The following is a 25,290-nucleotide window of genomic DNA, read 5'->3' as shown; positions in this document are numbered from 1 at the left end:
ACCCTAGTGGTTTAAGGTTCCAGTGTTAAGCACGGGCGAAGCGTCTTTGTCCGAGCACAAAACCACCATAAGATTGCTCACCATGGCTGCTTTACGTTCTTCGTCAAGATCAACAATGCCCTTGTTTCCAAGCTCGTCCAACGCCATTTCTACCATACTCACCGCACCTTCAACAATTTTGTGTCTGGCGGCGACAATGGCCGTTGCCTGTTGTCTTTTTAGCATCGCGTTAGCGATTTCTTGGGCATATGCCAAATACCCAATCCTAGCTTCAAGCACTTCTATACCAGCCATTTGAAGCCGGTCTTGAATCTCTTTTTCAAGTGCCTCGCTAACCTCGTTCACACTTGATCGCAAGGTGATGTCTTCCTCAATACCTTCATCCGCAAAATTATCATAAGGGTACATGCTTGCCAGTTTCCTTACGGCTGCATCGGTCTGTACGCGTACAAAGTTTTTATAATCGTCCACATCAAAAGCCGCTTTATAAGTGTCGGTCACCCGCCAGACCAAAATGGTACTGATCATGATGGGGTTCCCCAATTTATCGTTCACTTTTAACCTTTCACTATCAAAATTACTGGCACGTAAAGAAATTTTCTTTTTGGTGAACAAAGGATTTACCCAGAACAAACCATTCTTTTTAATGGTGCCCACGTATTTCCCAAAAAGTAGCAGTACCCTAGAACTGTTAGGGTTGACCAAAACTAGGCCCGCGGATAGCAGTAGGCTCAAGAAAATTAAGCTACCGGACCATAGGTTCCCTGTTTCAATCAGCATAAAAATCCCAGCACTTAAAAGTGCTAAGCAGACAAATAGCATAAAATAGCCGTTTAAGGCGGTTATGGTTTTTTCGTTTGACATGGCATATGATATTAAAATGATATCATAAATATACTATTATAAATATAATTTTCAAAAAATTATTTGAAGGTAAGCCGTTGTACATGTTTGTAATATGTTTGCCATTGGGGTGGGCTGTACTTAGCTATAGCCTAAGATGTATCTGGTAATCAGAATAGTAGCCTTAAAAACGGTTTGTGATACTATTTTTAATTCCTCAACATCAACCAAACCTACAATTTGTTTTTAGCGGAGCTCTATATGCACAACGGTTGATATTATTGCGACACCTATTAGGCTTTCTTTGGCGGAAGTTGGTATTTTTACCCTCAAAATAGGAGGTTATGAGACTTGCGGTGTTATTCATTCTTTTTATGGGCCATTTTTGCAGTGCCAACCTAATCTGGTCTAAAACTGGACACCGGGTTACGGGGCATATTGCCCAAAAACACCTTAGCCGCAAAGCGGAAAGGGCTATAAATGATCTTTTAGACGGTCATTCACTTGCTTTTGCGGCAACTTACGCGGATGAAATAAAGGCAGACCGTAGTTTTTCCAAATATTCTGCTTGGCATTATGTAAACTACCCTATGGATATGGGGTATGAAGATTCTGAAAAAAGCCCCTACGGTGATGTGGTACAGGGTATTGAATTCTGTAAAAAGGTGATATTGGATGGGGCCAGCTCGCGAAAGGACAAAGTTTTCCATTTAAAAATGTTGATTCATCTTATAGGAGATATGCACCAGCCCATGCATGCGGGAAGGGCAGAGGACCGCGGCGGTAACGACATACAAATTCAATGGTTTGGGGAAGGCACCAACCTACACCGGCTGTGGGATAGCAACATGATCAATTCCTACGGAATGACGTACTACGAGCTGGGCGATGAGCTGGAACAGAGTGTGTCCAAACAAGAAAGGAAACGCTTACAGGAAGGCACCATCTATGAATGGGTGGACGAATCCCATACCCTTGCAGCTCAGGTATATGCCTCCGTAAGCGTTGGTGAGGACTTAAGATATCAATATGGATATCAATATAATGACCTATTGTTTTCCCAGTTGCAAAAGGCAGGCTTCCGTCTGGCCAAGGTACTCAACGAATTGTTTTCCTAACCGTTTGTTGATTTGTCTTAGTAGTCCACAAAACAGCCTACGGTAATAACTACCTAGGGTCAACGTTCCATCCAAATGTGGACTTCAAAGCCAAATATGGTGCTTCTGGTGGTTTTGGTATAAAAGGGTGTTGAAGAGGGCTATCATCCCCAAGTCACTAAAGATGAGGATTCATTTTTTTTCCAAGGATCTTGGGTTATCTTTTGGAAATTTTATTTCCGGAAATATTCCGTTGTCTAGAACATTTAAAGCGATCCACTCCATTACCCCTTAATTTAGCATGTTTGGTACTGCGGCCCTGAACGCGCTTACGCCACATCCTAAAACTACTGGGTTTCATCTCCCTGCGCATGATTTCAATGGTCTCCTGTTCCGAAATACCAAATTGAAACGTAATGGCATCAAACGGTGTACGATCTTCCCAGGCCATTTCTATTATACGGTCTAATTCCCTTTCTGTAAAATCTTTGTCCATAGCATTGCAAAGATACTAATGTTTCTAAAGCTGATATCCAAATAGGTGCATTGCGTCCGTAGGTTGGTAGATACCCTAATTATGTGATGACCCTAAAGGTAAGGTTGATGCGTTCGCCAATTTTTTTAGCTGTTTTTGGAATTTGATGTTGCCAGAAGTGCTGTGTTGTGCCGGCCATAAGAAGTAGACTGCCATGTTGTAGGAGTATTTTTTGTTTGATGGCCTTGTCCTTTTTGTACCTGAGGTGAAACCAACGTTCCTGCCCAAAGGTAACGGAGGCAATTATGGGGTTTTTACCTAACTCCTTCTCATCATCTGCATGCCAGCCATTACTGTCTTGCCCATCCCGATATAAATTTAAGAGACAAGTCGTAAAAGTGACTGGGCTGTGCTCCTCCACTTTTGTTTTTATTCGCAGTAACTCCTTAGAAAATAATTTGGGTTGCATGACAATGTTAGCGTACCCATAAGGTTTCTCATTTGCTGCATACAGCGCGGTTAATCTAGGCTGTGGATACACCTTTCCAAAAACCTTAATATCATCCTGTTGCCAGGCAATACTCTTTTTTAAATGTGAGAAAAGGGAATCTGCCTCTTCCTGATCAAATAATTGTGGATAGTACACAATGTCAGCGTCCGGGAGGTTGAATTTTTGTGATTCAGTAAATAAGGTGCCCATATTACTCTATCACCGTTTTAAGCTGTTTCCGATATTCCGAAGGGTTTTGCCCGCTGTAGGCCTTAAACAATTTATTAAAATGGGAAAAATTGTTAAAGCCACTCTCGTAGCAGACCTCAGTAATGCTAATGGGCTGTTCTGCCAACAGTTTTGATGCATGTACCAACCTGTATTCATTAACGAATTGGGTAAAGGTCTTGCCAGTAATTTTTTTAAAGTATCTGCAAAATGAGGGAACCGTCATGCTTACCTTATCCGCTATCTCTTCCAATGGAATTTCATCCTTAAAATTTGTTTTTACATGGTTTAAGACTACGTTGATGCGGTCATTGTCCTTAACCTCACTTTTTACGGTAAAACCATCGGCATTTAATATTTTATATTCTTCGGTGGCCCCAAGTTCGTTCAGAATATTTAAAATGCTCAAAAGACGGTTAAAGTCTGATTGGTATTCCATCACCTCCATTTTTTCGCCCACCTTCTTTTTTATTTTTCCAGAAAAGGCAATGCCACTTTTAGCGACCTCAAATAATTTTTGGATTTGGCGCATTTCCGGGATATTAAAAAAATCATTTCCCAAAAAGTCCAATTTCATTTGTATCACCGTCTCACTTTTATTTCCGGTGAGTTTATCCGTAAATCCGCAGTGGGGCAAATTGGACCCGATAAGGATTAAATCCCCGTCCCTAAAATAGGATACATGGCTGCCGATTTGGCGTTTACCAGCACCCCCATTAATGTATACCAGCTCTATCTCTGGATGGTAGTGCCACTGGGTGTACTCGTTTATGTTTTCTTGATCATACCTTTTATAGGTGTAAGAATGTCCAAAATTTGGGGCAATGGCCTCTAGGGCCGGTTTTTGTTTTAACACTGTGGTATTTTTCATTGTCATACTACAAAGATATTTCAGTAAGGTACGCTACAATCAATACAAATTTAACCAAAATCTATTGTAAATTATCCTTTAAGGTTTTTTTAGGACTGTCAAGGGTTAATTTAGAATACAAATTGGATAAAACTGTCGTAGTAATGGACTTAGCTTCTTGGTATGTTTGTACTGTAAATTTTTTACAAATCATTTAATACAAGTGTTATGAAAACAATCATGAAAAACACCGTTTTAGCAGCCTTAATGTTTACTACAGTAGTAGGCTTGGCAAAAGAACCTGTTAGTACTTTTGGAAAAAAGGCTTTTGAGGTAGAGAAGAAACTGGTCCATATAAATACAGATCCGGTATTTACGCAAAAAGGACAAAAGGTTTTTGTTAATCTCTTGAATTTAGACCAGGAGAATGTTGTCGTTAAAATTTATGACAGCGAAGGCAGGGTGGTATTTAAAGAGGTCTTCAAGGGCGAAATGATTGTGGAAAAAGCTTTCAATTTTGAAAAAGCTTATAAAGACAATTATACCGTTGTTGTTATTGATAACGATAAGAAATTCACAGAAAAAATTGAAGTAAAGTAGTCTAGTTTTTAGTTAATCAATTCAAGTTTGGCCCCAGCACCCTGTGTTGGGGTTTTTTTAGCTTAATTTTTGAAGTTTTTTACGTTTGGATTCTGGGACATTAGGATGGTCAATTAAGCATCGTAAAACTTTTTGGTCTTTTTCTTTAGCATACAACAACCGGTAAAAATCAGCAATGGATACAGAATTGATCGCTTCATTTACCAAAACCATGGAATCCCCTGCTTTTACCTCACCCGGCTCTAACACCTTAACGTAGGTGCCTGGACAATTGTGCGCTATAAAATCCTTTAAAACAGATTGGTCTTTAAAGCGTATGCCTAATTTATAGCAGGGTTCCCTGGGAAGTGTAATTTGCACAAGCGCTTTTCCCAAGCTGTAGGTGCTGCCAACCAACAGATGGGATTCCTTAAGCCCCTTTATGGTTATATTTTCCCCGAACATGCCCCAATCCCATTCTAAATGGGGATATTTCTCTTTGTAGTGGGAATAGTTGTCTGCACTGAACAAATAGGCAGCCTGAAATTCTCCACCATGATATTTCCTATCAACTACACTATCACCCTTTACATCTTCCTTTTCTAGGTGAATGGCACCGGATATCGGAAATTTATAAATACCGGTTTCAATGGTTTTTCCTTTCCATTCCGTTTTAGTTTTTTCTCCTATGTTAACAGCAATAACTTCCATCACAAAACAATTTAAAATGCTAAATATCCATATGCCCAGTACATGAGTCCAAATTGCAGTGGAATCCGTAAAACTAGAATCCATTTAGGTACGCCTGCGGAAGCCTTTTCGCCAGAAAGCATATAAAAATGAACCAATAAAAAAACGAGAAGCATAGCTATGATGCCCCAAATAGCCACATTCTTTGTAAGGCTAAAACATAAACCAATACCCAATAAAATCTCTGCAACCCCGCTCCAAAAAACCAGTGCTTTAGGGTTGGGTAGGTACCGTGGCATAATACGCAGGTAGGCTTTAGGTTTAATAAAATGCATGAAGCCTGCAAAAATATACATTGCCGCCATTGTGTAGAGGTGCCAAGGGTAGATCATACGCTATTCTTTATAGTACCAGAAAGGAATCTTTACCCGTACCGTCTCTACAAAAGTGTCTTTTTTTCTTTCTTTCCGCAACAGTTGCAACAGGTGTTGGCCTTCTGGTAGTTCTTTAATAGGAATATAGGACTCAAACGTAACGCGTTCTTTGTTATCGGTGGCTAAAATAAAGTTCCCCGGAATGTTCAAAGTATCAATTTTGAACGAATAAATGTCATTAAAGGTTTTTAGGTATATTTTTCTGATACTATCCTTATTTTTTATGCGATCAAACCAATCATTGGAACTAAAGTTAATATTGTTGGATATTAGGCCGCGCCTGTCTTTTTCGGGCTTTAAGGAATCATTAAAGCCGAGCACCCTATCTTCAATAGCCTCGGTATACCCAATAAATACATTAATATAGGGAGCCCTAATGACCTTTGATTGTATGGTCATTTGTGCAGGGATATCATCTGTATCGGTAATTAGGTCACGGTAATTTTCGTTATTGGCAATGAAGGCGCTTGATTTTAACTCCGCATTAAAATAATTGGATGTCCTTACTTCCAATCCCGTAAGAAGTAGAATACCAATATAAATAGGGGTCAACATCATAATTAACCGTTTCCCGAATTTATTGTCCAAAAAATTATAAAGAAGGGGTCTGTATAAAAAGGACAGGGTGATGTAGCTAAAAACCCAATATACCGGGAAATATATTTTAGCCACCCATTTGTTGCGCTTTAATAGTCCAAGGCTTATAAAATCAAAGAAAGTCAAAAGCATACCAACCACAAGAAACACCATTAAGGGAATCCCAACAAAGTTTGAAATCCAGTTGGGCAGGTCTTGGTTATCTATGATAAAATTACCTACCAGCGCAATGGCCAAAATCATTAAGGTAAGACCAAGAACAAAGAATATGGTAAGGAATGAAAGGGCAAAAAGGACACTGCAATAGTTCTCTAAGGTAGCAATGTAACGATCAAAGGAAATAATACGTTTTTTAAGATAATTTTTAAACTGTGCCCCGTATTTCAATACCTCAAAATCAATATCCCCAGATACATACCGCAACCCCAAGGCCCCAATCCAGACCCCTCTTAAAACAACATGGAGCAGCAGGTTAAAAATTAAAATGGAGCAAGCGATAAGGGCCACTAGATTAATGACGAACGTAAACACCTGTCCGTTACTTTCCGCGTTGAGCATTTCGGTCAATATGGGGTGGTATGCCGTAAAAAGACCAAAAATCGCAAAACCCGATATAATAAGCTCTAGTTCCCAACTTTGTTGTTGGAGCGAGTCTAGGAGCTTTCTAAAGGCAGGACTTTTATAATCGTTGTTCATGGGTTGTTAAAGATAACAGCATGAACAAGATATCGTTTTTGCACAAAAAAACCGCAGCAACCCAACTAAAGTTGTGCGGTTTTTTTGGATTATGGTGGTCAGGAGTTACTTGATCATGTCATAACTACGACTAATAAATTTGGTCAATTCCTCCCCTTTGAGCAAACCTTTTGATAACCTTGCCAAATCTAACGACTGGTTAATAAGGCGCTCCCGTTTTTTTGCGGTCTTGGTGTTCAAAATTTCACTCACCAACTCATGGTTGGTATTGACAATAAGGTTAAACATATCTGGCATATTGCCCATGCCAAACATACCACCACCTCCGGTTTGCTGCATATCCTTCATACGGCGCATAAATTCTGGCTCCGTAATCATAAAAGGTTGAGCGCTACTATCCATGGCCTCCATTTGCACGGTAAACCCATTGTGCGCTTCTAGGACGGCTTCAATCTGTTCCTTTACCTTTTCTTTTTCTTCATCAGAGAGTTTAGAAATGGTAGTGTCCTCTTTTTTAATAAGATTGTCCACATGATCTGCATCCACCCTGGCAAAGGAAATCTTTTCCTTAGAGGTTTCCAGTTTTTGCAGTAGATGCGGTACTATGGGAGAATCCAACAATAAAACTTCATACCCTTTGGCCTTAGCCGCTTCTATATAGCTGTGCTGGGATTCTTTATCTGATGCATATAGGATCACCATTTTATCATCCTTGTCCGTCTGGGTATCCTTAATTTTGGCCTCCAGTTCCCCGTAGGTAAAATAAGTGCCATCCACGGTGGGGTACAGGGCAAATTTTTCGGCTTTTTCAAAGAACTTATCTTCGGAGAGCATTCCGTATTCAATGACAACCTTAATATCGTTCCATTTTTGCTCAAAATCCCCACGACTGTTTTTAAACAAGGAATTTAGTTTGTCGGCAACCTTCTTGGTAATGTAGGAGGATATCTTTTTTACTGCTCCATCTGCCTGTAAGTAAGACCTTGAAACGTTTAGTGGAATATCTGGAGAATCTATCACCCCACGTAGCATGGTCAAAAATTCAGGAACAATACCCTCTACGTTGTCCGTTACAAAGACCTGATTTTGATAGAGTTGAATTTTGTCTTTCTGTATGTTCATATCATTGGTCAACTTGGGGAAATACAAAATTCCGGTAAGGTTGAACGGATAGTCCACGTTAAGGTGGATATTGAACAAAGGCTCTTCAAATTGCATGGGGTAGAGTTCCCTGTAAAAATTTTTATAATCCTCCTCTTTTAAATCTGCGGGTTTCTTGGTCCATGCAGGATCAGGATTATTAATAATGTTATCTACTTCCCGTGTTGGTGCTGGGTCATCCTCTTTGGCATCCTTGGGCTTGGGAAGTGTTTCAGTTTTTGTGCCGAATTTTATGGGTATCGGCATAAATTTATTGTACTTAGAAAGTAAAGCGGTAATTCTGGCATCTTCCAAAAACTCCGTAGAATCATCCGCAATATGTAGCACAATTTCAGTACCCCTTTCTGTTTTGTCACTTTCTTTAAGTTCAAACTCCGGGGAGCCATCACAGGACCAATGCACCGCAGGCTCATCTTTAAAACTTTTAGTGATGATGTCCACCTTGTCAGCTACCATAAAAGCAGAATAGAAACCTAAGCCAAAATGACCTATAATCCCTGCATCCTTGCCAGTATCTTTGTATTTGTCCAGAAATTCCTCAGCACCGGAGAACGCTACCTGATTAATGTATTTCTCAACCTCATCCGCTGTCATACCAATACCTTGGTCAATGATGTGTATTTTTTTGGCCTCTTTATCTACCTTAATCTCTATTTTCGGATTGCCATATTCCACCTTTGCTTCCCCTATGGACGTAAGGTGCTTTAGTTTTAAAGTGGCATCTGTTGCGTTGGACACCAGCTCTCGAAGGAAAATCTCATGGTCGCTATACAAAAACTTCTTTATCAAAGGAAAAATGTTCTCTACGGAAACATTTATTTTACCTGTAGCCATATGATTTATTTTTTATGGATGTAATGAATTATTAATATTTAAGCTCACTTATCCACAGGGCAATAAAAGTACCAAGCTGGGCAAGGTGACAAAGTGACATTTACACGATGGGCGTGTTCCCTAAACTTTAACAATAATTTTGTTTAATAAATATCAATAATAATTAAACAACATGTATATTTGTAGTGGTTGTGGTAAACTAATTGCTATGAAAAAGATTTACTTACAACAAGTTTGTTTATTTATTGGTTAGGTTGTTGAAAACGCGCTTCATCTTAAGGGGCGCGTTTTCCTTTAATAGCTATTTTTGGAGGGAGTAATGAGCAATAAGTAGAATAAATTAGATTTTTAATTCAACAAAATACTATGGCAACGAAGGCAAATCCTAAAATCACAAAAGAAAAAATTATAGGCATGTATATGGATTATGTGTTGGAACACGAAATGCACCCAAAATCCGTTTACAAATTTTGTAAGGAGAACAAGATTTCTGAAGAAGGTTTTTATCAGTTCTTTGGTTCTTTTGATAGTTTAAAAAAGGGCATTTGGAATGCCTTTTTTGAGAATACTTCCAATTTGCTGAATAAGAATAAGGACTACGCTAGTTTTAGCAACAAGGACAAGATGCTTACTTTTTTCTACACCATGTTTGAGCTGTTGACCCTAAACCGTAGTTATGTCCTATTTGCTTTGGACAATGACCGTAAGATGTTGGATAAAATGACGGAGTTAAAAGAACTGCGTTCCCATATTAAGGGGTTTGCCACAGAATTGATTGAAGAAGGTAATGCGGACAAGACCCTAAAAATAACCAAACAGAGCCCAAGGATATTCTCAGAAGGTGCTTGGGTGCAGTTTCTTTTCTTGTTGAAATTTTGGATGGACGATTCTTCTGCAGGTTTTGAAAAGACAGATCTGGCCATAGAAAAGTCCGTGACCACCATATTTGATGTTTTTGATAATACTCCTCTGGACAGCATCATAGATTTTGGCAAATTTTTGTACAAAGAAAATTTTGCGTAAACCTTATTATTTAGACTTGTACCTATGAAAACATTGGATAAAATACCTACTGGAAAAATAGAACGGGCGGGAAAGCTGGTGAAAACCGGTGTTAAAATAGGTGGGAACTACGCTAAATATTACAGTAAAAAATTGGTAAATCCAGACTTGGGCAAAGACCAACTAAATGAGGACAACGCAACGGATATCTATGATGGTCTTAAAAGTTTAAAGGGGAGTGCCCTAAAGGTTGCCCAGATGCTGAGCATGGAAAAAAACCTACTGCCCAGTGCCTATGTGGAAAAGTTTTCGCTTTCACAGTTTTCCGTACCGCCCTTGTCCGCCCCTTTGGTCCGTAAAACATTTAAAAGATATTTGGGAAAATACCCAGAAGAGGTGTTTGATACCTTTGAGCGCAATTCCGTGAATGCGGCAAGTATAGGCCAAGTTCACAAGGCCACCAAAGACGGAAAAACCTTGGCCGTTAAAATACAATATCCAGGGGTTGCGGAGAGCATAAGCAGTGATTTGGCCATTGTAAAGCCCATTGCCATTCGCATGTTCAACCTAAAAGGAAAGGATTCGGACAAATACTTCAAGGAAGTGGAAAATAAGCTGGTGGAGGAAACGGATTATATCCTTGAGCTAAAACAGAGTAAGGAAATTACGGAAGCCTGTAGCATCATTCCCAACATGGAATTTCCAAAATACTATCCAGAATTGTCCAGCGAACGCATCATTACCATGGATTGGATGAAAGGACTGCACCTGAGTGAATTTGCGAAAACAGACTTTACCAAAGAAGTGGGCAATACCTTGGGCCAGGCATTATGGGACTTTTATATGTTTCAAATTCATGGCCTGCGCAAAGTGCACGCGGACCCACATCCCGGTAACTTTTTGATCAGTGCGGACAATACCTTAATTGCTATTGATTTTGGTTGCATAAAGGATATTCCGGATGAATTTTATGTTCCTTATTTTGAGTTGGCAGAAAAGGACAACATCAACAATGAAGTGGTTTTCTCGGAAAAATTATATGAGTTGGAAATTTTGTCGCCAACCGATTCCCAAAAGGAGCTCGACTTTTTTAAGGCACTGTTCAAGGAAATGTTGAGTTTGTTTACTTCTCCTTTTAACCAAGATAGGTTTGATTTTGGTGCGGATGAATTCTGGTCGCAGATTGCAGATTTGAGCGAACGCTATTCCAAGGACGAACAAATCAGAAAAATGAACGGAAACAGGGGTTCCAAACATTTCCTATACATCAACCGTACTTTTTTTGGTTTGTACAATCTGCTCCATGATTTAAAAGCAACGGTGAACGTCAATAATTTTAGGCAGTACCTAGATTAACAGTATCTTTTTTATGCCAGACTCATGTCAATAAAAAAGGTTAAGTTGAGGTTCAATAGGCATTACGTTTAACAAAAAGGTTGCCCAAAACACCTGCACGGACGTAACTTAACCAAAGTTAATTTTTCACTGGCTGCCTAACATCAAGGGTTTTAGATTGCTTTACATATTTTTCTAGCCATTGGTCCTGCTCCCAGAGTAGATGCAGGATGCTTTCTTTGGCACGGTAACCGTGGCTCTCTTTTGGGAACATGACCAACCTTACGGTGGCGCCCAGTCCTTTTAGCGCGTTAAAGTACCGTTCGCTTTGCATGGGATAGGTGCCGGAATTATTGTCTGCCTGTCCATGGGTGAGTAATAATGGGGTCTTCATCTTATCAGCGTGCATAAAGGGGGACATGGTGTAATATACTTCAGGGGCTTCCCAATAGTTTCGCTCTTCACTCTGAAACCCAAATGGTGTCAATGTCCTGTTGTATGCGCCACTCCTTGCAATTCCTGCGGCAAACAAATTGGAATGTGATAATAAATTCGCCACCATAAAGGCGCCATAACTATGACCGCCCACAGCTACTTTTTTCCTGTCTATATAACCCATGTTGTCCACGGCATCAATTGCGGCCTTTGCGTTGGCCACCAACTGTGTTCTAAAGGAATCGTTAGGTTGTTCTTTGCCCTCACCGATTATGGGGAAAGCCGCGTCGTCCAAGACCACATAACCTTTGGTTACCCAATAAATGGGCGACCCCCAGTACGGATAGGTAAATTCATTTGGGTTCTGGGTGTTTTGTGATGCACTTCCCTTGTCTTTGTACTCTCTTGGATATGCCCAAAGAATCATTGGCATTTTCTCTTTCTTCTTTTTATCATAGCCTACAGGCAAGTAAAGTGTTCCCGTGAGTTCCAGTCCATCCTCTCGTTTATAGGTAATTACCTCTTTATGTACCTCTTGTATGCTTTTAAAAGGGTTCTCAAAATTTGTTAATTGTTCTGGACGCTTATTCTTTTTGATACTTTTAAAGTAATAGTTAGGGTATTCATTGGCAGACTCTACACGCACCAAAAGCTTGTCTTGGCCCACATCATAATCCATTAAATCCTCTTTTTTGCCCCTCAGCGTGGAGGTGTACAGCCTGCGGGTTTCCTTGGTTTTTAAATTAAGCTCATTTACGAAGGGAAATTGACCTTCCTTGGTATACCCGTCTCCCAACAGGTAGGCATTGGTGCCATCTAAGGCAAGAATGTTTTGGCCATATTCATTACGTTTTGTGACAAATACTCCAGGGTCACTATAGACATCTTGATAGTTTCTATCCGTAATGATTTCTGGTGGCGTATTGGAGTCAGAAGGGTCAAACAGATAGGTTTTTGTATTCCTATTGTTCCACCAGTAGTCATGGGCAATCGCTGTATGGGTATTGCCCCACTGTATATACCTAAACCGGTTTTTGGTTTTTAGGAGTTCTTTTGCTTCACCATCAAAAGGAGCATCCAATTGATAGACCGCATCCCGCCAAGCCACCTCATTTTCAGGATTTCCTTGATCTAAAGCTTTGGCATAAATAAGGGAGGCTGGTTGGTCTGCACGCCAAGAAATACTTCGCATACCCATTCTTACCGCCATAAATCCCTTGGGTAGGTCCTCTATCAAGGGAACTTCCAGTAACCGTGTTACCAAACTTCCGTCTTTCCGATAAATGGTGGTGGCGGATGGAAATCTAGAGTAGGGCACCAAATAGGAGAACGGACGGTCAATGGTCACTACCTTTACATAATTTCCATCCGGGGAAAAACTAATGTTCCCGTAAAGATCGGTATCCATCCATTTGGATGTAGCACCATCCAAACTTACTTTGTAGAGTTCAGATTTGGCAAGTTGTTCAAAGTTGAATTCGTCATTTGGGTTTTTTAACAGGTCTTGATAGGTTCTATTTTGCGCTTTTTTACCATTGTTGGAGGATATGGTTGGGCCTTCTGGAACAGCCTCCAAAACATTGATCAAAGGTTTCCTGTCCGGGGGCAGCATCTTAACCAAAAGGGATTCCCCGTCCTTAAACCAATTAATAACATCACGCATATTGGCATTGACATTGGCATCCGTTAATTTGGTGACCGCTGCTTTTGCGATGTCAAGAACCCATACTTCCACACCATCTTTGGTCGTATTGGTAACCGCCACCTTGGATTGGTCCGGTGAAAAGCTAAAGTTTGCCAATCTGGGATCAGACGGCAGGTTGGCCACCTGTAGGGTCTCATTGCCACCTATTTTTTTTACCTTGATGTTGTTGTAGTAGGTTGTTCTGCTGCCAATATTGGTTTTAGGGTTAATGCGGAGGCCGGCAAGGCGCAGCTCCTGTTCCGATAGTTCTGCAATACTCTTGTAGGCGTCCCTGTACAACAAAACCATATGCTCCCCGTCATCTGTTAGAATGACCGACGGCGCAAGGGGTGCGTCTACAAGCTCCAAGATTTCTTCAGAAGGTTTCTGGTAGGTGAGTGCTTCTTGGGCCAACAAACCAGAAGAAAACAAAATACAACAAAGACCAATTAATTTTTTCATAGTAAGTGTATCTAAATTTAAGTGCCAACATCAGCCTTAAAAATAAGGGATTTTAGGCAATGATTTTATGGTAAATTGTTAAGGTTGATGCTCTTTAAGCACGGGATAACCAATTTTTTTCGATTTTTTTCGATTTTTTAAACTGACCTTGGCCTTGGTTCATTTTATACCAAACCTTCCTACTACCAATATATTTTTTTACATTACGTAAAATATAGACGTGCTGGTGTAACAGCACATTAGAAACTAGGATATGTACAACTCTAAAATTACCGGTCTGGGCTACTATGTGCCAGACCATGTGGTGACCAATGATGATTTGTCCAAAGTGATGGATACCAATGATGCATGGATTCAAGAACGCACGGGAATCAAGGAACGTAGACATGTAAATAGTGAAGCGGATACCACAACCTCCATGGGCGTTGAGGCGGCAAAAATTGCGATTGAACGAGCGGGGATTGACAAGGATGATATTGATTTTATCGTATTTGCCACCTTAAGTCCAGATTATTATTTCCCAGGCCCAGGGGTCTTGGTACAGCGAGATTTGGGTATTAAAACAGTAGGCGCCCTAGATGTGCGCAACCAGTGCTCTGGTTTTGTATACGGGATTTCCGTGGCGGACCAGTACATCAAGAGTGGGATGTATAAAAACGTTCTGGTCATTGGTTCCGAGGTCCACTCAAGAGGGTTGGATTTTACGACCAGGGGCAGAGGGGTTTCGGTCATTTTTGGTGATGGTGCTGGAGCGGCGGTTTTAAGTCGTGAAGAGGATACCTCAAAAGGAATTTTATCCACACATTTACATTCAGAGGGCCAACATGCAGAAGAACTTTCCCTGATTGCTCCGGGTATGGGCAAACGTTGGGTAACGGATATCTTAAAAGATAATGACCCAGATGATGAGTCTTATTTGCCTTATATGAACGGACAGTTTGTATTTAAAAACGCAGTGGTGCGTTTTAGTGAGGTTATCATGGAAGGCCTGCAAAAAAATAACTTGGAGGCCAAAGACATTGATATGTTGGTGCCACATCAGGCCAATCTTAGAATCTCCCAGTTTGTACAGAAAAAATTTGGCCTAACGGACGGTCAAGTGTACAACAACATCATGAAATATGGGAATACCACCGCTGCCTCCATCCCAATAGCACTAACGGAAGCTTGGGAAGCCGGAAAGATTAAAGCGGGCGATCTTGTTGTTTTGGCCGCTTTTGGAAGTGGGTTTACTTGGGGTAGTACCATTATTAAGTGGTAAATGGGAAACGGCGTTCTTAGAGATTGCCTTACTGGCTTACCCCCTGGGCAGTAGGTTGCCTACCTGCAGTGCTTTACCCAAAACAAGGGTTTTTGGTCCATATGTAATTTTAGTTCGTATGGCTATGTGCCTCCCAATAATGAACGCCTACCGTATTTTCTTTTGCCAAACCAAACTATGGCGACGTTTTTCATAGGTACGTTAGGTAAAGTAATTTGGGTAAACCAATTAAGGTATTGAAAGAAGTAACCCCAGCAAACCTTTCGGCGCTGGGGTTGTACATTGATAAGCCATACTAAACACTAACCATTAACTATAAAAATACAGTCTTACCAATGATATCTAATTCTTATATAAAGGACGTAATTTGCCGCTCTTTCTTACTACAAAAACCAATGTTTAACAAGAATTTAAAATCATGAAAACTACCTTAGTTTTTGGTGCATCACTAAAACCCACGAGATATAGTTACATCGCCATTAAAAGGCTATTGGAAAACGGCCTTGAAACTTACGCTTTTGGTATCAGGGCAGGTAATGTTGATACAGTGCAAATTAAAACTAATTTAAGTGAACTACCAAAAATTGACACTGTAACGTTGTATTTGAACCCTGAACGGCAAAAACAATATTATGAAAATATTATTGAATTAATGCCTCAAAGGGTCATCTTTAATCCAGGGACGGAGAATCCCGAGTTCTATCAAAGGTTAAAAGACAACGCTATTACCGTGGAGGTGGCTTGTACCCTGGTTTTATTGGCCACCCAACAATATTAAAGGATTATTTTGCCATTACAAATGCCTCAGTCACTTAAGGTAAGGCTGTTTTATGCAACGCGGATTCGGGTGTTTACAACCAATAAGGATGCAGGAAAGAACGGTAATGACCACTCACCATTATTTTTTTGCGGTAGCGTTGTATAACTTCAGAGCATTTTTCCTATTCCAGTATAAAACTTGCATGTACACCTTCTTGGGAATTGCTTCCAATCATAAGATGAAAACTTCCTGGTTCTACCACCCATCGGTAATCTTGGTTGTAATACCCCAACTCTTTATGGGTCAAGGAGAAGCTAACCTTTTTTGATTCTTTGGGGCCAAGTGTTATTTTTTCAAATCCTTTCAGTTCTTTAACGGGGCGGACAATTCTAGAAACGGGGTCATTTAGGTAAAGCTGTACCACTTCCTCACCGGCTACATCGCTTGTGTTGGTTACAACCACGGATACTTTAATGTTCTCTGGCTTGGCAGCATCAATTTGTACATCGGAGTATGCAAAATTTGCGTAGCTCAAACCAAAACCAAAGGGAAACAATGGCTCGTTCTTTTCATCTGTATAGTGGGTCCAAAACACAATGGGCTCTTCTTTGGCTCTTGCAGTACTGTAATGATTGTAATAAATTGGGATTTGGCCAACGCTTCTTGGGAAGGTCATGGGTAATTTACCACTTGGATTATAATCCCCAAACAATACCTGGGCAATGGCGTTACCTGTTTGTGAGCCCAACTGCCAAGCTTCTATGATTGCAGGTAAATTTTCTGCTTCCCAAGGGATGGTTAGGGGCCTTCCATTCATCATTACCAAAATAATATTTTTATTGACCGCATGAATCTTCCGTATCAGTTCATGTTGTAGGCCGGGTAAACCTATGGTTGTTCTGCTTCGGCCCTCACCACTCATAAATCCGTGTTCGCCTACAACCAACACAATGGTTTCCGCAGATTTTGCCGCTTCAATGGCCTCTTCCATACCAGAACGGTCATCACTATTGATTTTTACATGGTACAAAAAGTCGGTATCATCATTAAAATATTTGGGACCTTGCACAAACTTGTAATCCTTGGTGTACTGGTCCAAACCTTCCAATACGGATACCGCTGTATCATTATCGGAAGCCAAGCGCCAACTACCTAGAGGACTATTCTTATCATCGGCCAAGTCACCAATGACCAATATGTTTTTTTGGTCTTTTTGTAATGGCAGTAGCTTCCCTTGGTTTTTAAGTAGGACGATGGACTTTTTTGCCATGTCTAAAACCCCTTGCTGGTGGGCCTTGTTATAAAGCAACTCTTTCTCCCTTTCCAAATTACAATAGCGATAAGGGTCATCAAACAAACCCAATTCAAATTTTACCTTTAAAATGCGTCTTACCGCCTCATTGATGATTTCCTCATCCACTTTGCCCTCTTCCACAAGACTTTTTAGGTGCTGGATGTATGCCTTGGATTCCATGTCCATATCGGAACCCGCTTCGGCACCCAATTCTGCCGCTTCCTTTAGGTCCTTGGCGTAACCGTGTGGTACGAGTTCCCCTATGGAACTCCAATCAGAGATCACAAAACCATTAAAGTTCCATTTTCCCTTTAAAATGTCCCGTTGTAAAAAGCTACTTGCGGTGACGGGTACCCCATTTAACAAGTTAAATCCGTTCATGACAGAAGAAACATTTGCGGATACCGCTGCCTCAAAAGGGGGAAGTACAAAATTATAAAGGGTATTGGTTCCAACCTCTGTGGTGTTATATTCCTTGCCAGCCTCTGCAAATCCATAGGCTGCAAAGTGTTTAGCGGTTGCAGCAATGGTATTGGGTGCGGAAAGATCATTGCCTTGAAAGCCCTGAATTCTGGCAATGGCAATTTTAGCTCCTAAATATGGGTCCTCTCCGGCACCTTCCATAACACGGCCCCATCTGGCATCCCTAGATATATCTATCATTGGGGCAAATGTCCAATTTAAACCAACTGCTGCCGCCTCGGTAGCCGCTATGGATGCGGATTGCCTTATGGCTTCCAAATCCCAACTTGCGGCCTCGGCCAAAGGAATGGGAGCTAATGTTTTATACCCATGGATAACATCAAAACCAAAAAGAAGTGGAATCCCCAACCGAGATTCATTGACCACCAGTTCCTGGAGTTTACGGACCTCCCCAACGCCATGCACGTTTAACATAGACCCTACCCATCCTTTTTTAAGATGCTCATACTTTAGGGCGGCGTTGCCACCTTGGGGCGCAGGCCCCGTGGCATCATAAAAACCGTTGTATTGGTTCATTTGACCTATTTTTTCCTCCAAGGTCATTTTTGCTAAAAGCGCATCTATTTTTGCGTCATATGTGGACTGGGCATGCATAAATACAGAAGCTAGTATTGGTAATAAACTGAATTTGTATCGATTTAATAGACTCATAATCGTGACGATTTGCATATGCCGCAATGTACAATGATACGGCAATACCAACACAGAACATTTGTCAGGTTTTGACAGGTTTTCCTTTAAAATAATTTTGTTGCCCCTAATTTAGGTATTGCCATAGGACATAGTATCTTGGTTGATAATTCTACAATTTCTTTTTATTCTTGGTTCCAGATATCATTTTTGGCTTTGTAGTTTTGTTCCATGAATAGTAGAGCAGCACAATTACAGGCTTTTGATCGGTTATTGACCATAATGGACGAGTTAAGGGAGCAGTGTCCCTGGGATAAAAAACAGACCATGCAAACATTGCGCCACCTCACCATAGAGGAAACTTATGAACTTGGGGACGCTATTTTGGACAATGACCTGGAGGAAATCAAAAAAGAGTTGGGAGATGTTTTATTGCATATTGTCTTCTATGCAAAAATTGGCTCAGAAGCAAAAAGTTTTGATATCGCTGATGTAGCCAATGAAATATGTAAGAAATTGATCCATAGACATCCACATATTTATGGGGATGTTAAGGTTAAGGATGAAGCGGATGTAAAGCGCAATTGGGAAAACATTAAACTCCGGGAAGGCAAAAAGAGCGTCTTGGAAGGAGTGCCCAAAAGTCTGCCAGCCTTGGTCAAGGCCAATAGAATTCAGGAAAAAGTGGCGGGGGTAGGTTTTGATTGGGAAGAACCCCACCAAGTGTTTGAAAAATTGAGGGAGGAACTGGCAGAATTTCAACAAGAGGTAAAATCAAACCATAAAGAACGTATGGAAGCGGAATTTGGCGACGTACTTTTTTCCATGATCAACTATGCTCGTTTTTTGGATATTAATCCAGAGAATGCCCTAGAAAGAACCAATAAAAAGTTTATGGAGCGCTTTCAATATGTAGAACGGAAAGCCAAGGATATTGGCAAGTCCCTTCAAGAAATGACCCTAGCAGAAATGGATGTGTTTTGGGAAGAAGCAAAAACAATGGATAAGCGTTTTTGATGGCTCCAGGATGTTTGCTAACAACTGCGAAACAGAATGATGTAGGTCTGGAAAAAAGACCAAAAAAAAAGAACAAATACACTAGAAAAGGGCAAAACCTGCTAAGCGAGGCGTCCTTAATTGATGTAAATGAGTATTAAAATACCAGAAATCAACTTGTGTTCTAGACACTGTACCTTGACCCTTGAAAAACTACACCAGAGAATTTAGCTATAACCTTAAACTGGCCTATCCCGTAATTTTGGGCATGCTGGGGCATACCTTTGTCGCTTTTGCGGACAATATTATGGTAGGCCAATTAGGTACGGCAGAGCTTGCGGCGGTTTCTCTGGGCAACAGCTTTGTTTTTATTGCCATGTCTTTGGGGATAGGGTTTTCTACGGCTATAACACCCTTGGTGGCCGAGGCAGACGGTGCCAACAATGCGGCAGCCGGTAAAAGTGCCTTAAAGCACGGTCTGGTCCTTTGTGCCATATTGGGTCTTTCCCTGTTCTTTATCATACTCATCTGCAAGCCCTTGATGTACGCTATGCAACAGCCAGAGGAAGTAGTTGTACTGGCAATGCCTTATTTAGACTTGGTCGCTTTTTCCCTGGTACCATTGATTGTTTTTCAGGCATTTAAGCAATTTTCTGAAGGACTGTCACAGACTAAGTACCCCATGTACGCCACTATTATAGCCAATGTCGTCAATATTGTTTTAAATTACTTATTGATTTTTGGGTCCTTAGGGTTTCCAAAGTTGGGAATCGTGGGCGCGGCCATAGGCACCTTGGTTTCCCGTGCCATAATGGTGCTGTATCTCTGGATGCTCTTAAAACGTAAAAAACGATTTACGGTCTATGTTACGGATTTTAATTTTCGCCAGATTGATAAACGGGTAATGAAAAAAATTATCGGCCTTGGCTTTCCTTCTGCGCTACAAATGTTTTTTGAGGTGGCCATTTTTACCGCAGCCATTTGGTTAAGTGGCGTATTGGGTAAAAATGCCCAAGCTGCCAATCAAATTGCATTGAATCTCAGTAGCATGACATTTATGGTAGGTATGGGCCTAAGCGTTGCTGCCATGGTTAGGGTTGGCAACCAGAAGGGCTTACAAAATTTTAAGGACTTACGAAGAATTGCACAGTCCATATTCCTGCTAACACTTTTACTGGAGATTGTCTTTGCTACCTTATTTTTGGTAGGGCGGGAGTGGCTGCCCACCATGTACTTGGATATTGATGACGTGGCCAACCAAGCAGATAATTTAGCCGTTGTTGGCCTTGCGGCGCAGTTGCTATTAGTGGCGGCTATCTTTCAAATATCCGATGGGATACAAGTTGTTGTCTTAGGTGCCTTACGTGGATTGCAGGACGTAAAAATACCTACCTTAATTACCTTTGTCGCTTACTGGTTGATTGGATTTCCCATGAGTTACTATCTAGGTTTGCATACGGATTTTGGAAGTACCGGTATTTGGATAGGCTTGTTAGCGGGTCTTACCGCATCGGCAGTTATGTTGTATCTTAGATTTGAATTTTTGACCAAGCGATTAATCCTTAATTCGTAACCCATGGAGTTGCCAAAGTTTTTACTCGGTGATAATACCGATTATCCCAATGGAATTTATATTGTACACACAGAATTTCCACGATTTGTCATCAACCTAGAAAATGATGAGGTGGAATGGTTGGAAGAGTTTTCCAAAGAGGATGAGAAGGAATTGGAACTGGAGGCGGAACAGTTGATTGAAGCGGCAACGGCGTTTTACGACCGTGAAGTTTCCCGTTATGATGCCTAGTTGTATTGGAAACTCTAGTTCAATTAGATAAGGACCTTTTTTTATTTCTCAATGGATTGGGAACTCCTGGTTGGGATGGTTTCTGGTTGTACCTGTCCCAAAAGGTGAGTTTTATTACCGTTCCTTTGTATCTATTGCTTTTATTTTTATCCCATAGGGCATTTGATATAAAAAAAACGCTGCTCTTGCTGGTTTTTGTTGGCCTCACTATTTTGACGACCGATCAGTTGGCAAATTTTTTTAAATATGGCGTGGCACGTTTTAGACCCTGCCATGATGAAACCATCAGTCAGCTTATGCGTTTGGTGAAAAGCTATTGTGGCGGTAAGTATGGTTATTTTTCTGCCCATGCTGCCAATTCCTTTGCTTTGGCATCCTTTTTTATGTTGGTTTTTACTGGCCGGTTTAAATGGCTTCTTGTGCTATTGCTGGTGTGGGCCCTGTTGGTGAGCTATAGCCGCATATACATTGGGGTGCATTTTCCCTTGGACGTAATCACCGGGGTAGGCATTGGTGGTTTTTTGGGATGGCTATATGCCAGGTTGTTTACATTTGCAGCCCTTAAATGGAGTTTATGATTTCTACAGCTAGATATTGGTTTTTGATTGTCTTGACCCTACTGGTGTATGCCGCCGGTATGTTCGTGACCTTAATGGAAAATGATTCTGCCCAGTTTGCTGTGATGGCCATGCGTATGGTCCAAGAAAATGATTTTATCAACCTTTTTAAAGGCACCAAAGAATACTTGGATAAGCCCCATGTGCACTATTGGTTGGCGGCACTGTCCTATAAGATTTTTGGTATTCATGATTGGGCATATCGTATTCCCGGCCTGTTGGCAACCATATTGGCGGCCTACAGCTGTTTTGGATTAGGGAAACTATTGTACAACACCAATGTGGGGCGTTTGGCCGCTTTGGTCTTTATGACCTGCCAGACCATTGTGTTGGCTGTTACGGATGTTAGAACGGATGCGGTATTAACAGGTTTTACCATTTTTGCCATTTGGCAGCTTGTTGCGTATGTAGAAAAAAGTTCTGTTTTCAACATTATGCTAGGTGCCTTTGGTTCCGGTATGGCATTTTCTACCAAAGGGCAAATTGCCCTTTTGGTCATAGGGCTTTGTATCTTATGCCATATAGCGTATACTAGAAAATGGAACCAATTTTTAAGTTGGAAAGTCTTGGTGGCATTGGCTGTTTTTGTATGTACTATTTCACCCATGCTTTATGCCTATTACCATCAATTTGATCTACATCCAGAGAAGGTAATCCGTGGCAAAAATAATAGGAGTGGTATCTTCTTTATCTTTTGGGAGCAAAGTTTTGAACGGCTTAGCGGTGAGGGCATTGGAAAGAACAGTAGCGATTACTTTTTCTTTTTCCACACCTTTTTGTGGGTATTTCTTCCCTGGACGGCGATTGCACTTTTAGGCTATGCCCATAAACTAAAGTCAATTATGGGCAATAGGTTTGCTTTTAGGGCAAACCAAGAGTTTCTGACCCTTGGAGGTATCTCGGTGATTTTCTTTATCATCAGCTTTGCCCAATTTAAATTACCACACTATATGAATATTATGATGCCCTTATTTGCCATATTAACGGCATCATACCTGCACCATTTGGCTACATCAAATAAAAAGAAAACCATACAAGTGTTGTTGGGGGTGCAGTACGTGGTTTTGGCAGTGGTTTTCATTGCGGTTCTGATCCTTTGTTTTTATGTCTTTAAAATTAAAAATTGGTACGGTTATTTGCTGTTGGCAGCACTTCTTGCCGTGGTAGGCCATTTCTGTTTAAAGAAGGAGGAATACTATCAAAGGGTAATTACCCTTGGCGTCCTAACCTCGGTTTTGTTGAATGGTGTGCTCAATTCCCATTTTTATCCCAATCTTCTAAAATACCAGGCGGGCTCTGAATTGGCGGATCAAATAGCACAACAAGGAATATCCGTAGACAAAGTGTATAAACTAACGGAGGACTATAGTTGGAGTTTGGATTTTTACAACAAGAAACCCGTCAAAATCATGGATATAAAGGCGTTGGCTAATGCAAAGGATATCTGGTTGTATGTAAATGGCGAGCAGCTTCAAGAATTAAAGGATGCAGGTTTTCAATGGCAGGAAGAACTAACCGCTGATCAATTCAGAATTACACGTTTGCAATTAAAATTTTTAAATCCCGCAACAAGGAAGTCCAAATTAAACCAACGTCATTTAGTTCACCTCCAATAATTGGATAGTTGAAGTTAATTCCGGCTTCTTAAAATGATAGATAATACCAAATAGGGACACCAAGGCCGTTATCAAAAAAAAGATAAAACTGACTGCGATGGCAGAACCCGCGTCTAGTGAAAACCACGCTGCACCATAAAGAAAAGTAACCTCACGGCTTCCCACCCCACCAATGGTCAACGGAATAACGGAAACCATAGAAGAGAGGAGGAAAACCAACAGATAAGCCAGTTGTCCAACCTCTATGGCAAGGGCCTTAATAATAAAAAAGACCGCCAATAACTGCACTGCCTGTAACAACGCAGAGTAAAGGAACGACTTCCAAAAAACGGCAAGTACGTAGCTAAAAAAAAGCTTTTGTAGCATCCAAAACACAAAAATAGACAAGGGTGCCGCTACATAAAAAAGCCAATTATAATCTGCAATTACTGGGTTTTTAATCAATAATGCCAAGGCGCAGGAGTAGATGAAAATGAGAAGCATACCACTTAAACGGTCCAAGATCAATACGGTTACTACTTTTTTGGTGCCAGCATTGAATTTTTTTTGAATCACATAGCCCTTATAGGCGTCCCCACCAATTCCTCCCGGTAAAAAAAGGTTGTAAAACATTCCCAATAGGTATAATTTAAGATTGCTTTTTTGGGATAGGGGAACCAAAATCTGGTGAAAATAAAGGTTTAACCTTAACGCGTTCAATACTTTAGAGACAATATAAAAGAACACCGCAACCAATAAAAACAAAACATTTGCCTTACCGATGGTTTCCAATATATCCGTAAAGCTGATTTTGGTGAAGATAAAATACAGTAAAACGGCACTGATGACCACCTTAAGGATGGTCTTAAAGAGTTTACGCTGCTTTTCCGTCACCTATGGTAATTTTTTTAATTCGATATGGCCTTTTGGACTGCGATTCGTAGTAGGTGCGAATCAACAGTTCCATTACAATACCAATGGTAAATAGTTGAATACCACCTAGAATAAACATCATTCCAAAAATTAGTAGGGGTCTTGTTCCAATATCTTGGCCAAATCCAAATTTAACCACCAATAGGTACATATTGATTAGGATGCCCAAGATGATGAGCAAAACCCCAAAAATCCCAAAAAGGTGAATGGGACGCTGAAAGTATTTTCTAATGAAAAGCAATAGCATCATATCTGCCACCACTTTAAAGACACGCTCCAATCCGTATTTGGATACCCCGGCGTGCCGCGCGTGGTGCTTTACGGGTATTTGCTTTATTTGCGCTCCTTCCAAAAATGCCAAGAGTGTGATAAACCGGTGCATTTCCCCGTAGAGATTAAGCCCCTTTGCAATATCTTTTGTAAACACCTTTAGAGCGCAACCGTTGTCCTTGATATCCAGTTTAGTGACCCGGCGCACCAAGAAATTGGCAATCTTGGATGGAATTTTTTTCACTAAAGAATCTTTTCGCTTTTGGCGAATACCCGTTATCAAATCAAATTCGCCCTCTTCTGCCAATGCTAACATTTCGGGAATATCAGATGGGTCGTTCTGTAAATCTCCGTCCATGGTAATGATGTAATCCCCCTCTGCGTAGTCAATGCCAGCGGCAAGCGCCAAGCTTTGTCCATAGTTTTTTTTGAGTTCAATGAGGTGCACTAGGTCATCTTCCATGGCTTTTACCACCTGTCTGGTACCATCGGTAGAAAAATCGTCTATATAAATAATCTGATAGCGATAGCCCAATAGGCTTTCGTGAATTTTTTTGGTTAAGAGCACTACATTGTCCTCCTCGTTGTATAACGGAACAACAATGGATAAAAAGGCATTGGTCACCATAGGTTTGGTATCATTTTGGGCAAATTTAGCTTTTTAATCCTTTATGGGGGGTTAGACCTTGGTATTGGGTGGGTAAAGACCTATGGGTCTTAATCCATACTGTATAGCTCCAAGTTGTGCTTTTTGG

General features: G+C 40.8%; 23 protein-coding genes. 11 read left to right on the top strand and 12 right to left on the bottom strand.

What is annotated here, in order from left to right:
* Positions 1 to 3 precede the first annotated feature (3 nt).
* On the bottom strand, positions 4 to 864 hold the full coding sequence (locus I595_RS10300) for an SPFH domain-containing protein (RefSeq protein ID WP_054559337.1): 861 nt from the start codon (positions 862 to 864) through the stop codon (positions 4 to 6).
* Between the two features lie 323 nt (positions 865 to 1,187).
* On the opposite strand from I595_RS10300, the gene I595_RS10295 reads away from it, so the two are divergent.
* Positions 1,188 to 1,961, top strand: coding sequence for a S1/P1 nuclease (locus I595_RS10295; protein WP_054559336.1), 774 nt, complete (start codon positions 1,188 to 1,190; stop codon positions 1,959 to 1,961).
* 196 nt (positions 1,962 to 2,157) lie between these two features.
* Here the strand turns inward: I595_RS10295 and I595_RS10290 are convergent, their stop codons facing one another.
* The 3 genes from I595_RS10290 to I595_RS10280 form a co-directional block, all read right to left on the bottom strand.
* A complete protein-coding gene (locus I595_RS10290) occupies positions 2,158 to 2,436 on the bottom strand; it encodes a TIGR03643 family protein (RefSeq protein WP_054559335.1) in 279 nt (92 codons plus the stop codon).
* 79 nt (positions 2,437 to 2,515) lie between these two features.
* Positions 2,516 to 3,115: an alpha-ketoglutarate-dependent dioxygenase AlkB family protein gene (locus I595_RS10285; protein WP_054559334.1), complete on the bottom strand. Its 600-nt coding sequence runs from the start codon at positions 3,113 to 3,115 to the stop codon at positions 2,516 to 2,518.
* Between the two features lies 1 nt (position 3,116).
* Entirely contained in the window at positions 3,117 to 4,004 is an 888-nt protein-coding gene (locus tag I595_RS10280; protein WP_054559333.1) for an AraC family transcriptional regulator, read from the bottom strand.
* A 207-nt stretch (positions 4,005 to 4,211) separates the two neighbouring features.
* On the opposite strand from I595_RS10280, the gene I595_RS10275 reads away from it, so the two are divergent.
* Positions 4,212 to 4,583, top strand: coding sequence for a hypothetical protein (locus tag I595_RS10275; RefSeq protein ID WP_054559332.1), 372 nt, complete (start codon positions 4,212 to 4,214; stop codon positions 4,581 to 4,583).
* A gap of 57 nt (positions 4,584 to 4,640) precedes the next feature.
* On the opposite strand, the gene I595_RS10270 is transcribed toward I595_RS10275, so the two are convergent.
* From I595_RS10270 to htpG, 4 genes are all read right to left on the bottom strand, one after another.
* On the bottom strand, positions 4,641 to 5,273 hold the full coding sequence (locus I595_RS10270; protein WP_054559331.1) for an MOSC domain-containing protein: 633 nt from the start codon (positions 5,271 to 5,273) through the stop codon (positions 4,641 to 4,643).
* An 11-nt stretch (positions 5,274 to 5,284) separates the two neighbouring features.
* Positions 5,285 to 5,644, bottom strand: coding sequence for a DoxX family protein (locus I595_RS10265; RefSeq protein ID WP_054559330.1), 360 nt, complete (start codon positions 5,642 to 5,644; stop codon positions 5,285 to 5,287).
* 3 nt (positions 5,645 to 5,647) lie between these two features.
* A complete protein-coding gene (locus tag I595_RS10260; RefSeq protein ID WP_054559329.1) occupies positions 5,648 to 6,979 on the bottom strand; it encodes a tetraspanin family protein in 1,332 nt (443 codons plus the stop codon).
* 105 nt (positions 6,980 to 7,084) lie between these two features.
* On the bottom strand, positions 7,085 to 8,974 hold the full coding sequence (htpG, locus tag I595_RS10255; protein WP_054559328.1) for a molecular chaperone HtpG: 1,890 nt from the start codon (positions 8,972 to 8,974) through the stop codon (positions 7,085 to 7,087).
* Between the two features lie 366 nt (positions 8,975 to 9,340).
* On the opposite strand from htpG, the gene I595_RS10250 reads away from it, so the two are divergent.
* The gene (locus tag I595_RS10250; RefSeq protein WP_054559327.1) at positions 9,341 to 9,997 is read left to right on the top strand and encodes a TetR family transcriptional regulator C-terminal domain-containing protein; all 657 of its coding nucleotides are present in this window, start codon (positions 9,341 to 9,343) and stop codon (positions 9,995 to 9,997) included.
* Positions 9,998 to 10,021: 24 nt separating this feature from the next.
* On the top strand, positions 10,022 to 11,332 hold the full coding sequence (locus I595_RS10245; protein WP_054559326.1) for an ABC1 kinase family protein: 1,311 nt from the start codon (positions 10,022 to 10,024) through the stop codon (positions 11,330 to 11,332).
* 118 nt (positions 11,333 to 11,450) lie between these two features.
* On the opposite strand, the gene I595_RS10240 is transcribed toward I595_RS10245, so the two are convergent.
* On the bottom strand, positions 11,451 to 13,892 hold the full coding sequence (locus tag I595_RS10240) for an alpha/beta hydrolase family protein (protein ID WP_054559325.1): 2,442 nt from the start codon (positions 13,890 to 13,892) through the stop codon (positions 11,451 to 11,453).
* Between the two features lie 253 nt (positions 13,893 to 14,145).
* On the opposite strand from I595_RS10240, the gene I595_RS10235 reads away from it, so the two are divergent.
* A complete protein-coding gene (locus tag I595_RS10235; protein WP_054559324.1) occupies positions 14,146 to 15,153 on the top strand; it encodes a 3-oxoacyl-ACP synthase III family protein in 1,008 nt (335 codons plus the stop codon).
* 418 nt (positions 15,154 to 15,571) lie between these two features.
* Positions 15,572 to 15,931, top strand: a complete 360-nt coding sequence (locus tag I595_RS10230) for a CoA-binding protein (RefSeq protein ID WP_054559323.1) — start codon at positions 15,572 to 15,574, stop codon at positions 15,929 to 15,931.
* A gap of 163 nt (positions 15,932 to 16,094) precedes the next feature.
* On the opposite strand, the gene bglX is transcribed toward I595_RS10230, so the two are convergent.
* The gene (bglX, locus tag I595_RS10225; RefSeq protein ID WP_157449719.1) at positions 16,095 to 18,341 is read right to left on the bottom strand and encodes a beta-glucosidase BglX; all 2,247 of its coding nucleotides are present in this window, start codon (positions 18,339 to 18,341) and stop codon (positions 16,095 to 16,097) included.
* Between the two features lie 210 nt (positions 18,342 to 18,551).
* Here bglX and mazG point away from each other — a divergent pair, with 210 nt between their 5' ends.
* From mazG to I595_RS10200, 5 genes are all read left to right on the top strand, one after another.
* Positions 18,552 to 19,337 carry a nucleoside triphosphate pyrophosphohydrolase gene (mazG, locus tag I595_RS10220; RefSeq protein WP_054559321.1) on the top strand — a complete coding sequence of 262 codons (786 nt, stop codon included), beginning with the start codon at positions 18,552 to 18,554 and terminating at the stop codon, positions 19,335 to 19,337.
* A 184-nt stretch (positions 19,338 to 19,521) separates the two neighbouring features.
* A complete protein-coding gene (locus I595_RS10215; RefSeq protein ID WP_054559320.1) occupies positions 19,522 to 20,889 on the top strand; it encodes an MATE family efflux transporter in 1,368 nt (455 codons plus the stop codon).
* A 3-nt stretch (positions 20,890 to 20,892) separates the two neighbouring features.
* Positions 20,893 to 21,120 carry a hypothetical protein gene (locus I595_RS10210; RefSeq protein ID WP_054559319.1) on the top strand — a complete coding sequence of 76 codons (228 nt, stop codon included), beginning with the start codon at positions 20,893 to 20,895 and terminating at the stop codon, positions 21,118 to 21,120.
* A gap of 5 nt (positions 21,121 to 21,125) precedes the next feature.
* Positions 21,126 to 21,698: a phosphatase PAP2 family protein gene (locus I595_RS10205; protein WP_054559318.1), complete on the top strand. Its 573-nt coding sequence runs from the start codon at positions 21,126 to 21,128 to the stop codon at positions 21,696 to 21,698.
* Entirely contained in the window at positions 21,695 to 23,353 is a 1,659-nt protein-coding gene (locus tag I595_RS10200) for an ArnT family glycosyltransferase (RefSeq protein ID WP_054559453.1), read from the top strand. The genes I595_RS10205 and I595_RS10200 overlap by 4 nt, the downstream gene beginning before the upstream one ends.
* Here the strand turns inward: I595_RS10200 and I595_RS10195 are convergent.
* Both I595_RS10195 and I595_RS10190 read right to left on the bottom strand, forming a co-directional pair.
* Entirely contained in the window at positions 23,336 to 24,226 is an 891-nt protein-coding gene (locus I595_RS10195) for a lysylphosphatidylglycerol synthase transmembrane domain-containing protein (RefSeq protein WP_054559317.1), read from the bottom strand. The two genes, I595_RS10200 and I595_RS10195, sit on opposite strands and share 18 nt — an antisense overlap.
* Positions 24,207 to 25,163 carry a glycosyltransferase family 2 protein gene (locus I595_RS10190; protein ID WP_054559316.1) on the bottom strand — a complete coding sequence of 319 codons (957 nt, stop codon included), beginning with the start codon at positions 25,161 to 25,163 and terminating at the stop codon, positions 24,207 to 24,209. The genes I595_RS10195 and I595_RS10190 overlap by 20 nt, the downstream gene beginning before the upstream one ends.
* Positions 25,164 to 25,290: the final 127 nt, after the last annotated feature.

The sequence above is a fragment of the Croceitalea dokdonensis DOKDO 023 genome (assembly GCF_001306415.1).
Lineage (GTDB): Bacteria > Bacteroidota > Bacteroidia > Flavobacteriales > Flavobacteriaceae > Croceitalea > Croceitalea dokdonensis.
Note: the sequence above shows the minus strand (reverse complement) of the source record. Positions and strands in the feature narration are given on the sequence as shown.